This window comes from Actinomadura montaniterrae (assembly GCF_008923365.1).
GTDB classification, from domain to species: Bacteria; Actinomycetota; Actinomycetes; order Streptosporangiales; family Streptosporangiaceae; genus Spirillospora; species Spirillospora montaniterrae.
Genome location: NZ_WBMR01000028.1, coordinates 37,160 through 48,859, shown reverse-complemented (window position 1 = coordinate 48,859; position 11,700 = coordinate 37,160). Strand labels below are relative to the sequence as shown.

12 protein-coding genes are annotated in these 11,700 nt (G+C 70.5%); 5 read left to right on the top strand and 7 right to left on the bottom strand.

Annotation, left to right across the window (positions count from 1 at the left end; genetic code table 11):
- Positions 1–248 precede the first annotated feature (248 nt).
- On the top strand, positions 249–419 hold the full coding sequence (locus F9B16_RS50850) for a hypothetical protein (protein WP_192808764.1): 171 nt from the start codon (positions 249–251) through the stop codon (positions 417–419).
- Between the two features lie 83 nt (positions 420–502).
- Here F9B16_RS50850 and F9B16_RS13165 read toward each other — a convergent pair whose 3' ends face one another.
- Positions 503–1,015 carry a copper chaperone PCu(A)C gene (locus tag F9B16_RS13165; RefSeq protein ID WP_151540316.1) on the bottom strand — a complete coding sequence of 171 codons (513 nt, stop codon included), beginning with the start codon at positions 1,013–1,015 and terminating at the stop codon, positions 503–505.
- A 1,698-nt stretch (positions 1,016–2,713) separates the two neighbouring features.
- Positions 2,714–3,319 (bottom strand): TetR/AcrR family transcriptional regulator, encoded by a 606-nt coding sequence (locus tag F9B16_RS13155; RefSeq protein WP_225991595.1) that lies wholly within the window; start codon positions 3,317–3,319, stop codon positions 2,714–2,716.
- A 117-nt stretch (positions 3,320–3,436) separates the two neighbouring features.
- Between F9B16_RS13155 and F9B16_RS13150 the strand changes: the two genes are divergently transcribed.
- A complete protein-coding gene (locus F9B16_RS13150) occupies positions 3,437–3,829 on the top strand; it encodes an ester cyclase (protein WP_151540315.1) in 393 nt (130 codons plus the stop codon).
- A gap of 624 nt (positions 3,830–4,453) precedes the next feature.
- Here F9B16_RS13150 and F9B16_RS13140 read toward each other — a convergent pair.
- Positions 4,454–4,822, bottom strand: coding sequence for a VOC family protein (locus F9B16_RS13140; RefSeq protein WP_151540313.1), 369 nt, complete (start codon positions 4,820–4,822; stop codon positions 4,454–4,456).
- Positions 4,823–4,857: 35 nt separating this feature from the next.
- Positions 4,858–5,634 (bottom strand): oxidoreductase, encoded by a 777-nt coding sequence (locus F9B16_RS13135; protein WP_151540312.1) that lies wholly within the window; start codon positions 5,632–5,634, stop codon positions 4,858–4,860.
- Positions 5,635–5,653: 19 nt separating this feature from the next.
- Between F9B16_RS13135 and F9B16_RS13130 the strand changes: the two genes are divergently transcribed.
- On the top strand, positions 5,654–6,289 hold the full coding sequence (locus tag F9B16_RS13130) for a TetR/AcrR family transcriptional regulator (protein ID WP_192808763.1): 636 nt from the start codon (positions 5,654–5,656) through the stop codon (positions 6,287–6,289).
- A 90-nt stretch (positions 6,290–6,379) separates the two neighbouring features.
- Here the strand turns inward: F9B16_RS13130 and F9B16_RS13125 are convergent, their stop codons facing one another.
- Entirely contained in the window at positions 6,380–6,730 is a 351-nt protein-coding gene (locus tag F9B16_RS13125) for a hypothetical protein (RefSeq protein WP_151540311.1), read from the bottom strand.
- A 624-nt stretch (positions 6,731–7,354) separates the two neighbouring features.
- On the bottom strand, positions 7,355–7,699 hold the full coding sequence (locus F9B16_RS54130) for a phosphotransferase (RefSeq protein ID WP_225991594.1): 345 nt from the start codon (positions 7,697–7,699) through the stop codon (positions 7,355–7,357).
- Positions 7,700–8,238: 539 nt separating this feature from the next.
- Here F9B16_RS54130 and F9B16_RS13115 point away from each other — a divergent pair.
- Entirely contained in the window at positions 8,239–9,264 is a 1,026-nt protein-coding gene (locus F9B16_RS13115; protein ID WP_151540310.1) for a hypothetical protein, read from the top strand.
- 6 nt (positions 9,265–9,270) lie between these two features.
- Here F9B16_RS13115 and F9B16_RS13110 read toward each other — a convergent pair whose 3' ends face one another.
- Positions 9,271–9,630, bottom strand: coding sequence for an ArsR/SmtB family transcription factor (locus F9B16_RS13110; RefSeq protein WP_151540309.1), 360 nt, complete (start codon positions 9,628–9,630; stop codon positions 9,271–9,273).
- 144 nt (positions 9,631–9,774) lie between these two features.
- On the opposite strand from F9B16_RS13110, the gene F9B16_RS13105 reads away from it, so the two are divergent.
- Positions 9,775–11,640, top strand: coding sequence for a heavy metal translocating P-type ATPase (locus F9B16_RS13105; RefSeq protein ID WP_318839229.1), 1,866 nt, complete (start codon positions 9,775–9,777; stop codon positions 11,638–11,640).
- Positions 11,641–11,700 lie beyond the last annotated feature (60 nt).

The window sequence follows — 11,700 nt, the reverse complement described above, 5'->3', positions numbered from 1 at the left end:
GAATCCACGGCTAGCAGGTGGGCGCCGTGGCCGTCGGGGCTCGGCGGCCACGACGGCGGCGAGGTGGCCCAGCGCCTGGGCCAGCACGGCCCACGCCGGGTACAGCTCGCCGCCGGCGGCCAGCGTCTGGTCCAGGGGTGTCCAGGTCGGCGAAGGGGAACCGGGGCGTGCCGGTGGCGTCGTCGCCGGCGACGACTTTGACGGGGCGGGGGCAGCCGGGACAGGCCCGCGGTGGTGGCGGTCCAGGCGTGGTCGGTCTCGCGCGGGTCGTCGAAGTGCAGGCGCGCCAGGACCACCGGCTCGGCCTCGACGAGGTCGGCGCCGGCCCCGGCGACCACGATCGCGTCGGCGGCGGCGTTCTCGCCCCACTGGCCGAGGTCGCGGTCGGCGCCCTCGCAACGATGCACGCTGCTCCCTGAGCAGATACGCGGTGAGGTAGCACGCTTTGGGAGAAGGGCGCCTATCCGGGCTTATGGCCGAATGGACTGGCGGGGCAGCTGATTCACGCAGGCGGCCTGGTCCCTGCCGGGGCGGGCGAGAACGTCCGGTAATGCCCCTGCCGCGGGACGATCTGCACCCGCTGGCTCATCTCCCCAGCCCGTTCGAACCGTAGCTTCAGCGTCGTGTACGCACCACCGTGCACGGCCTTCCGTAGACCCTTCAGCACGACCTTGGAACCGCTCCCGGTGTTCAGCGACACGCCCTCACCGGCCGGCAGCGCGATCGTCCCGCCTTTGACGTCGGTGACGCCCGCGAAGTCCGGTGACGCCACCGCGACCAACTTGTCGCCGGGCCCACCCATCCGCGCGATCAGCGTTCCGTACACCGGCGCGTCCGCCCCGGCCGCGAGCTCAGCCGGCGGCTCCGGCCCCAGCACGATCAAGTTCCGGATCTTCACCTGCGGCGTCCGGTCCGGGCTCGGCACCGAGGTCGTGACCACCCGCGACTCCACCCGTCGTCCGGGCGCGCCGCCCGAGCACCCCGCAAGCAGCACCCCGCCGGCGGTCAGGGCCACGACCCACCAGAAACGCTGAAAGATCACCTCAGCGACCTACCCCCGCCCCCGCCCGCCCACGATCAAGCCACTCTCATCTCCTCCCCATGTCCTTCGCCCATGGGTCAGTCTGGACCCACGACCCACGACCCACGACCCACGTCCCTCACTCCCGACCGGTCACGCTCGGTCACCGTGACATCCTCCACCTGGGATCGGCCGCGGCCGCCTGTCTTACCCGCGCGCCGAGCTCCTGTTCAAGACCGCCACCGCCGCCCTGGACCCGCACGGGCAAGGCTGGACACTCCATCAACTCCGGCATTCCGCATTACAACCCCTGGCCGCCGGTAAGCGCTTCGCCGCCAAGCCGTAGGCCGGTCCCGCCACCAGCACCTGGCGGCCTCGGGCATTACATCCGTCTCGGCGAAGCCGCCTCCACCCGCATCCGCGCGACCACGACCCCGCCTGCTGGATCGCCATCATCTGACCAGGAACAGCCGCCCGATCCCGCGGTGATGTCGTACGTTCCCTCATGGTGTGCCGACTGTGGGTCCAAGATCCCCAGTACCACACGACCATCCGCGCGGACGATCGAGGCGATCCGCGTCGTCCCGAACACGCCGACAGCAGCAAAGACCAGCTCCGCTTGCGGCAGGAAGCGCTCACATCCACCGTCGGCGGCGACACCGGAGCCGACGTCGTGACGTTGTGCAACCGAGGGTTAACCTCAAGCTGAGAGCAGGGACTCGCCCGGTTGGGGGCCTGTCCGGGCGCTGGCCGAGGTGTCCCCGCCGGTCGTCTGTTTCGTTCCGCTGGGTTCGGGCATCGCCGATGAGCCCTGCCCGGTCGCGCTCTCCCCGGTGGCTTTGGTGCGTTGGAGGCGGGGTTGTGGATGCGTCGGCGCCGCGTGCTCTCCCGCCAGACCCATGACAGTTCGGGGTCGTCGGGTCCGCTCCAGCTCACGCCCACCATGGCGTCCTGGTGGTCGGGCCGGTCAGGATTGGGGCGATTCGCTTGGCGGCCTGATAGGTCTCATCGATCGGGCAGAGGGGCTGGAGTTCGGGTGAGCCGTGCCGGGCGCCGTCCCACCAGACCCAGTGCCACCATAGGGCTCCGCCTGGTCTGCGGACGCAGCGGACTTCACTACCTGCGCAACCTGCTCACCCGCGTGCCCAAGTCGGCTGCTTGATGATCAGAACCAGCAGACCGCGTCCATCTTGTGACCAGCATCCCAGGATGGAAACGGCTCAGTGTCTTCTCCCGGATGTAGTCGCGATCGAGTTGGGCGGCGACGCCAGGACCGTGAACAGCATCGCGCCGGCCCGAGTCATCAGTCCGGCGGCGTTGCGGACCAAGGGCTTCATCTCGTGCGTGGTCACGATGACCGCCTGCTCCGGCGCGGCGTCTCTGATGTCGTGGTACAGCGCCGGGGCTTCCTCCAGCTCGGGCCGGAGCTTGATCCCGGTGGATATCTCTCCGAAAGGGGGCGCTTGGGGCGCCGATGGCGTTCGACGGCGGCCGTGGCCTGCTCGGGGGTCAGCTCAACGCGGCAATCCTCGCAGAACCCTCTGTCAAAACCCGGGGGTTGTGAGAGGAGTTCTGCGAATCGCTACCTGGGCGGACGCGCCTGGCGGATGCCGTCTCGCGGGCCTGTCACAACTGGTCATGTATGCGGGTGGCGGACCGCGCGGGCAGGACTGATTTCAAGGGCCTGCATCGTCAGGCCGGTGGCCAGTTCCGCAATGCTGCGTCGGCCACCTGTTGCAGGTCCTCGCATGTCGCGCCGCCGGCTGCCTGTACGGCGACGCCGTTCGCGATCGTCATGACGTAGCGGGCGATCTTTCCCGGATCAGCGTCGGCGGGCAGGTCTCCCACCTGGACGGCTTGCCGGAACCGGTCCCGGAGCAGCGTCTGGCCGTGGGCACGCCACTCGGCCAGGGTGTCGCGGGCGACTCGTCCGGTCTCACCGGCGGCCAGTGCGCCCTGGACGCCGAGGCAGCCGGCGGGGAGTCCGGGCAGTGTGTTGGCGCGGGCCGCGCCGACCAGGAAGGCCATGGCGACCTCGCGGGCGGTGGGTGCTTGCAGCGCCTCGGTGACGTAGGCGCCCGGCCCTTCCGCGTAGCGCTGCAATGCCTTGCGGAACAGGTCCTCTTTGTTGCCGTAGGCCGCGTACAGGCTCTTGCGGGAGATGCCCATGGCCTCGGTCAGGTCGGTGAGGCTGGCGCCTTCGTAGCCCTGCGCCCAGAAGACCATCATCGCCTTCTCTAGCGCCGCCTCGGGGTCGAACGCCCGTGGGCGGCCGATTCGTGACGTGTGCACCGCCACATCCTACCCCTTCTGCACCGATCGATGCTGAAGTGGTACGGTCTCATTCTGCACCGATCGGTGCAGAAATTTGATCAGCTCAGAGCCGCTCTTGACGGCACGGGAAAGAGGAACGCCATGACCGAGAGTGATCTGCGTGACTGGTACATGCGCTACGCCGAGGCGCTCAACGCCCACGAGTTCGACCGCATGGACGAGTTCATCAACGATCAGGTGCTGCTCGGCGACCAGCCCGGCACCCGCGACGACGTCGTCAAGGTGCTGAAGGGGATCGTCGACGCCGTTCCGGACATTCACTGGGAGGTCGACGAACTGCTGTTCGACCGGGACGGCATCGCCGTCCGCGCCATCAACACCGGCACCCCGGTGAAGGAGTGGCTCGGCGTCCCAGCCTCCGGCGCCTCGTTCAAGATCGTCGAGTACGCCATCTACAAGGTCCGTGACGGCCGCTTCGTCCAGATGACCAACCTGCACGACTCGGCCGAGATGCTCCGGCAGCTGACCGCCTGACCGCCGGGAGGCTCTGGCTGATCCGCCGACCGGCCAGAGCCCCTCCGAGCGGTCAGTAGTCGTCGTAGGCCGTCCTGGCCGGTCAGCTGTTCATCGGTTCCCACAGCGGCCGGTAACCGTCCGCATCGAGCTGGGCGAGGTGCGGCCTGCAAGAGCGTGGCGCACGGTCGCGCACCTTGGGCCGACGATGGCAGGGTGAGCGAGGCGGGCAACCAGCACGCGCCGGACGGTGAAGGCGCAGACCAGGGTGGGTCGCGCGGGCTAGCGAGCGGGGTGGCGATGGCCCGTTAGGAGGTGCTGGCGCCGCGCCTGCACGAGGCGGTCCCGCCGGCGCTCCAGCGACCCGCGCGAGCGCCGCCAAGATCCACCGGGGCGCCGCCAGCGTCGCCGCTGGGCGGTCCCCTGCTACTGGACGGTCCACCGCATCGTGACCGGCGTGGACCCAGCGCTGTGCGCCCTCGCCCACGACGGCCCACCAAGTACCGCGACACCTACGACCTGGTGCACCGCCGGGAAGCCAAAGGCCTTAACGAGATCTGGCAGGCCGACCACACCGAGCTGGACATCTGGGTGATCGACGACACGGGAACGTCCTGCTGGAGGCACATGCCGCGGCCGGCGGGGTCAGACCGGCCTGAGACAGAAGGGGTGACCGGCCGGGCTGGCGTACACCAGGGAGCCTTGCCGGGGGGACGTGTTGACATCACCGGACGGTCGTAGCCGGCGGCCGCCGGCGTCGAGCACGCGTTTGTCCGCGCTCACCGGATCGTCCGTGGCGAGGTCGAAGTGCATCTGCTGTGCGGCGCCGTCGGGCCACTGCGGCGACAGGTGCCCGGGAGCATGCTGGATCACGATCACGGGAAAGCCGTCGATCCGCAGGAAGTGGTGCGTCGCCGTCCTCGTGATCGAGCCGCCGAGCAGCCGGTGCCAGAAGGAGCTTTCGCTCTCCAAGTCCGCGGCGTCCAGGATCAGTGATGTCAGGCTGAAGGTCATGCTGTCTCTCCTCGCATCGGGTGTCGGGGCGCGGCTCAGACCACGGGGATGATGCCGCCGTCGACCCGGAACTGGGCGCCGGTGAGCCACTTGGCACGGCCGGAGGCAAGGAACGCGATCATCTCGGCGACGTCCTCGGGTTCGCCCGGGCGCCCCAGCGGCACCTTCAACTCGTCCACGATCTGCTGCTTGACGGCCTCGACGCCTATGCCCTGGCCGTCGGCGATGTGCTGGAGGTGGGCGGCCGCTCCTTCGGTGAAGATGAAGCCCGGCAGGACGCACACCACGCGCACGCCGTGCCGTCCCACCTCCGTCGCCAACTGGCGGCTGTAGGCGTTGAGCGCCGCCTTCGAGGCGTCGTAGGAGGCCTCGGCGGGCTGGGGAAGGCGGCTGGAGATGGAGGAGACGTGCACCACGACGCCGGAGCCGCGCTCGACCATCCCGGGCACCAGGGCCCGGTCCAGGCGGACCGCGCTGAGCAGATTCATCTCCAGGTCGGCGAGCCAGGTCGCATCCGAGCGCTCCAGGGTCGGCATCGGACCGGTCGCGGGAGCGGCCGCGTTGTCGACCAGGACGTCGACGCCACCGACGGCGTCCACCACCCGGCGGCCGAGTTCCGCCACCCCCTCCTCCGTCCCCAGGTCGGCGGGAATGAAGGTGGCGGGCAGGTCTTCCGGAGGAGCGGTTCGCGAGGCCGTCAGCACGGTGGCGCCGGCTGCGGCGAAACGGCGGGCCGTCGCCGCCCCGAGTCCCCGGCTTCCGCCGGTCACCAGCACTCGCAGGCCAGCGAGCCCTTCGTGCTCCTGTGTCATGGCGTGCCCCCTCAGTAACATGAACCTGGCTCCGGAAACTCTACAACAACCTGAGCCCGACTCATCTTATGGAGGACCGTTGCCGTCATCACGTCCGCTGCGCGCCGATGCCCGCCGCAACCGCGACGCACTCGTGGTCGCGGCGCGGGAGGCGTTCCTCGCCGGTGACGCCGCCCATGTGGAGGACATCGCCCGCCGGGCCGGCGTGGCCGTCGGCACCCTCTACCGCCACTTCGAGACGCGCGAAGCACTCGTCGAGGAGGTGTACCGCCAGGAAGTCGCCGAACTCTGCCAGACCCCCGCCCGGCTGCTCGCCCAGCACGCCCCGGACGAAGCACTGCGCACCTTCCTGCTGTTGCTCGTCGAGCATGCGGCAGTGGGCAGAGGGATGGGCGAAGCGCTGGAGAGCATCATGGCGACCGATTCGCCGGTCTTCGACGACGCACGCGTCGAGATGGCCCGCGCCCTCGACGAACTCCTCGCCGCAGGCGTTGCGGCCGGGCTCGTCCGCGATGACGTCGAGGGACGCGTCGTGCTTCGCGCCCTCGGCGGCATTTGCGGGATGCGCGCCAAAGGCTGGAAAGACGATGCGATACAGGTCGTCACGCTGCTGTACGACGGGTTGCGCTACGGCGCGGCCAACCACGGCAAGTGAAACCATCCCATTGGCCAGAGGGCCTGCGACGTCCTTCGAAACCTCCGTACTCTGAAGATCACTCGCAGGCCGGCGTGCCGCGGCCCCAGCTCAGAGCCAGTTCCGGTAGTCGTCGTTCGGGAGCGGACGGTCAACGGGGACGACACGGGAGTGGACCGCGGTCAGGCAGCCGGGGCAGAAGAGCTGCCAGAAGACGACCACCGCGTCGACGTACTCCGACGGGTCGTGCCAGATGTGCGGACCCGCTTCGGTCGGGCGCGCGTCGCGACGCGCCAGCGCCGCGAAGAACGCGCCGCCGGACAGCGGCCCGATCCGCGTGCCGCAGTGGACGCACACGACCGTCTCGCCTTCCACCGTCTCCAGAACGGCGAGGTTGTCGCCGAGCCGGCGCACCCCGGCCAGATCCGGCGCGCCGATCGGCGTGGGCTCCGTGTGGGGCACTCCGGCACCGGGCGCGCGCCGGTGCCTGATCTTGACCTGGGGGTCAGGTGCCCCACGGCTGCGGACAGCAAAGTCTCACACGGGGCCGGCCGCAATACGCGCGCCAGGGGCAGCGCCAGGACGCCGAGCAGAAAGAACGGTGGCTCCGTCCGGTCCCCTCAGCGCTGTCTTCGCCGCTCAATGCATCAAGCCGCTCAATGCATCAACACGACGCGCGCCGGAACTCCGGTCACATACTCGGAGCGGCTATCCGCAGCTGATAGGAACACGAGTGCTTTCGAACACGACGACGAAACTCGCGAGCACGAGCGTTCCGGCGCCGCCAGGTACGCCCTCTCCGCCCCGGCACGGCGCTGGAACCTCAAGCGACGTGGCCACGCAGGCGCTGCGGGATGTCAACCGCCCCTCCCCTGGACAGATGCACCTCAGCATGATCAGCAGGCATGCTCGGGGCTGATCCGAGGTGTCCTGAGGTTCCGTGAACACGGGTATTCGGGATCGACCACGCCTGGGCGCCTGCGTTTCCCAGTCCGGCTTGGTTCGATGGGTCAGTCCATCAGTGCGGTTACGTAGGCATCCAGCCGTTGCTCTACGGCCCGCGTCGTCAGGTCGGTCCTCCCGGCCTCACGCCAGGTCTGCGCCACCAACTGCATTTCTTCTGAGGATGCCAGCGCGTCCCGGATTAGCCAGTACAGTCGCTCGCTCGCGTCCGCGGCCAGCACCCGCCGGCCCGCTCATACGCAACGTGTGGATCGCCACGAGCTGACGGGCCAGTTGAGGGATGCGCCTCCCCAATCCCTCGTCGTCGAGGACCGTCCGGCCCGGAAGGTGTGTCATGAGAAGCGATGGATATTCGCAATGCGCGGCGGTCGGATCAACCGCGACCAATCTAGGAGCCGGCCCACCCACGCCAGGGTCAACGGTCGGACAGTCGCCGCCTCGATGTGGTTGGTCACCAGGCCACCTCATCGGACGGCCGGCTACCCGCACGAACTCTTTACGGGTAGGCCGAGGGCCGTGCGGCTCCGTCGAGCATGACCAGGTGCCGGGCCCCTGCGACGTTGGCGCATCCCCCGGCGGCAGGCGGATTCCCTCCTTTATTGCCAGCGAGTAGGGACACCCCTTGTGGCGAGAGCGGTGTGGTGTTGGGGCTCTCGCTCGCTCCCCCTGTAGCCGATCAGGGTGAGCGTGAGGCGGTCTTCGTCCATGGCGGCCAGTGGGTCGCGGTCTGGGTACGTGGTGTGGGGGGAACGGCTGCTGCGGTGAGCGTGCGACCTCGCCGATGCGGGAGCGAACTTCGGCGCGTTGGCCGACCACTCCTCCCGGATCGGGTTGGCGGGGTAGCAGCCGTTGGCCAGGCGCGGCCGGGTACACCAAGGCGAGGGTGCGGGCGTTTGGTGTGTCCAAGGAGACGTTCGTCGGCTGGTCGGGGGCGGGCTGGGCATGGGGCGGTGGGTGGGGTGGGCGATTGCGGCGTGTTTTGGGGTGGGGGGTGGCACCGTGGGGGCGTGACCACTTATGCGTTCGATGAGGGTCGGCATGCGATCGTTGCGGTTTGGGAGACCGGGTCGGGCTGCGTTGCCTCTGGTTTCGCTGAGCTTGCGGGGGAGGTTTCCGGGGGTGCGGCTCAGCATCTGGCTCAGGCCATGACCCGGTTGTCCGCTCAGGCTTGGCGTGCGTATACGCGGCCTGCGGAACACTCCTTCGCGAACGTGGTGCGGGCTTTGAGCGAGCCGAACCTGCCTTCTGACGGCATGCTCGATGTGTCGTACGACCCCCTTGAGGAGTGCGCGCATCGGGTCGGCCGCGTCTTGTACGAGGTCGGGGACGCGGAGCTGAGCAGGCGCGTCGAGGTCGAGGTGCGGGCCGAGCTGGACGCGATCGAGCAGGCGGGGCTCGGCGATCTGACGGGGCGTGCCCGGCAGGCCCTGGCGCTCACCCGCGCCGACGCGTCGCCCGTCCAGGTGCAGGCCGCGGACAGGATCTTGAACCGGGACCCGCTCGGCGGCGCGAGCCTGTTCACCGAGGTCGAGCCCGCGGCGGCCGCGATCGCGGCGGCGCACTGGCTCCAGGCCGCCGCCGACGTGACGTCCGAGACGACCGGCTATGAGACCACCCAGATCCTCCAGGAGGCGGACGGCATCGAGGCCCTCGCCCACGAGACTCCGACCCTCGTGCTGGAGCGGCTCGAACTGGGCCTCAGCCCGTACGAGACGGTCACTGGTTTGATCCGGGGGGCGATGGTCGTGGCGGAGGGGCGGATCCCCGATCTCGACGAGCTGCTCGAGCATGTGTCCCAGGCCGAGACGCTCGCGCGTTTCCATGATGATCCGGGGTTCCGGAGCGCGCTGCTCAAGGAGCTGCGCACCACTCCCCTGGACCCCGAGCGGCCTGCGCACGACCTTCTGGAGGACCTTCTCGGCGGCATCCGCGGGTGCTGGCTCATTTATCAGGAGGACGCCTCGGAGGACGACGGCGACTTCGCCGAGGAGGTGCGTGCGGAGGCCAACGCGCGTCGGGAGCGGCTCACCTGAACGGTCTCACTGCGAGTCGCTGAGCCCCAGGTTGAGGTGCTCGACGTGGTAGAGGGCCTGGTCGAGGAGTTCGGCGACGTGGTCGTCGTACAGGGCGTACACGACCGAACGGCCCTGGCGGGTGCCGACGACCAGGCCGAGGTTGCGCAGTAGGCGGAGCTGGTGGGAGCAGGCCGACTGCTCCATGCCGACCTCGGCGGCCAGTTCGGTGGCCGGCAGGGGGCCTTCGCGCAGGCGCGCCAGGATCAGCAGCCGCGAGGGGGTGGCCAGCGCCTGCAGGGTGGTGGCGACCCGGGCCGCGGAGGCGGGGTCCAGCCGCGCGCGGGGGGCGGCGTCCACGGACGGCTTCGGCGCTCCATGACCCATGGCGCCATGCTACGCCGACCATGAAGGAATGAATTGTTGTTCATATGTTCCTGCTACGGTGGTCGTCGTCGGAGCCGCACATGAAGGGTCTCTTCCTTGTCTTCCACGCTGGTCACCGGACGGAGCCGCACCAGGGTCACGGCGTTGCCCGAGGCACGGTGGGCGGCGGCAGCGCTCGGGCTCTTCCTGGCCGGGTTGCCCGTTTATCTGCTGGACGGTCCGGCCTGGGCGTGGGGTGCGCTGTTCGCGGCGGCCTACGTCAGCGGCGGGTGGGAGCCGGGCTGGGTGGGTCTGCGGGCGCTGCGCGGCGGGACGCTGGACGTGGATCTGCTGATGGTGGTGGCGGCGCTGGGCGCGGCGGCGATCGGGCAGGTGCTGGACGGGGCGCTGCTGATCGTCATCTTCGCCACGTCCGGCGCGCTGGAGGCGGTCGCCACCGCCCGCACCGCCGACTCGGTCCGCGGACTGCTCGACCTGGCCCCCGCGACGGCCACCCGGCTCGCCGACGACGGCACCGAGGAGCTCGTCCCGACCGACCGGTTCAGTCCGGGCGAGGTCGTCCTCGTGCGGCCGGGCGAGCGGGTCGGCGCCGACGGGCGCGTCCTGGACGGGGCGAGCGAGGTCGACCAGGCCACCATCACCGGCGAGCCGCTGCCGGTGGCCAAGCGGGCCGGGGACGAGGTGTTCGCCGGCACCCTGAACGGGACCGGCGCGCTGCGGGTGAAGGTCGAGCGCGAGCCGTCCGACTCGGTGATCGCGCGGATCGTGGCGATGGTGGAGGAGGCTTCGGCGACCAAGGCCCCGACGCAGTTGTTCATCGAGAAGGTCGAGCAGCGCTACAGCGTGGGGATGGTGGCGGCGACGCTGGCGGTGTTCGCGGTGCCGCTGGCGTTCGGCGCCGAGCCGGCCGGGGCGCTGCTGCGCGCGATGACCTTCATGATCGTCGCGTCGCCGTGCGCGGTGGTGCTGGCGACCATGCCTCCGCTGCTGTCGGCCATCGCCAACGCCGGACGGCACGGCGTGCTAGTGAAGTCGGCGGTGGTGATGGAGCGGCTCGGGCAGGTCGACCAGGTCGCCTTCGACAAAACGGGCACCCTCACCGAAGGCGTCCCGCAGGTGGACGAGGTGCGCCTGCTCGCGGGCTCGAGCCTGACCGGGGACGAGCTGCTGGCGCTCGCGGCCGCCGCCGAGCGTCCGAGCGAGCATCCCCTCGCCGGCGCCATCGTCGGGGCCGCGCGCGCTCGGGGCCTGGCCGTCCCGGCGGCGGCCGACTTCACGTCCGAACCGGGGACCGGCGTCGCGGCCACCGTCGGCGGGCGCCGCGTCGCGGTCGGCGCCCCCGCCCGGCTCGCCGGGGACCGCGGTGCCGCCCTGGCCGAGCGGTTGGAGGAGCAGGGCCGCACTGCGGTGCTGGTCGAGGTGGACGGCGCGCCGGCCGGCGTGCTGGGCATCACCGACCGGGTCCGTCCCGGCGCCGCCGCGACCGTCGCCGCCCTGACCGCCCTCACGGGCACCGCCCCGGTCCTGCTGACCGGCGACAATCCGCGCGCCGCCGGGCGGCTGGCCGGAGAGGTCGGCATCGGCGACGTCCGCGCCGGCCTGCTCCCCCAGGACAAGGTCGCCGCCGTCCGGGCGATGGACGGACGCGTACTGGTCGTCGGCGACGGGGTCAACGACGCGCCCGCGCTGGCCGCCGCGCACACCGGCATCGCTATGGGACGCGCCGGTTCCGACCTGGCCCTGGAGACCGCCGACGCCGTCGTCGTCCGCGACGAGCTGGCCGCCGTCCCCGCCGTCATCGATCTGTCGCGGCGGGCCCGGCGGCTGGTGGTGCAGAACCTGGCCATCGCCGCGGCGTTCATCACCGGCCTGGTGATCTGGGACCTCGCCGGCACCCTGCCACTGCCCCTCGGCGTCGCGGGCCACGAGGGCTCCACCGTCATCGTCGGGCTCAACGGGCTCCGGCTGCTCGCGGGCAGCGCGTGGCGCGGCGGGCGGCACGGCCAGTAAGGGCGCGGCGGGCGGCGCGCATCTGCCTCGCGGTCGGCGCCGCGCACCTCTACTCGCAGA

Coding starts and splice junctions, on each gene's coding strand:
- F9B16_RS13130 (WP_192808763.1), top strand. CDS start 5,654: ATGAACCTGGCTCCGGAAACTCTACAACAACCTGAGCCCGACTCATCT.
- F9B16_RS13135 (WP_151540312.1), bottom strand. CDS start 5,634: ATGACACAGGAGCACGAAGGGCTCGCTGGCCTGCGAGTGCTGGTGACC.
- F9B16_RS13150 (WP_151540315.1), top strand. CDS start 3,437: ATGACCGAGAGTGATCTGCGTGACTGGTACATGCGCTACGCCGAGGCG.
- F9B16_RS13110 (WP_151540309.1), bottom strand. CDS start 9,630: ATGGGTCATGGAGCGCCGAAGCCGTCCGTGGACGCCGCCCCCCGCGCG.
- F9B16_RS54130 (WP_225991594.1), bottom strand. CDS start 7,699: ATGAGGTGGCCTGGTGACCAACCACATCGAGGCGGCGACTGTCCGACC.
- F9B16_RS13140 (WP_151540313.1), bottom strand. CDS start 4,822: ATGACCTTCAGCCTGACATCACTGATCCTGGACGCCGCGGACTTGGAG.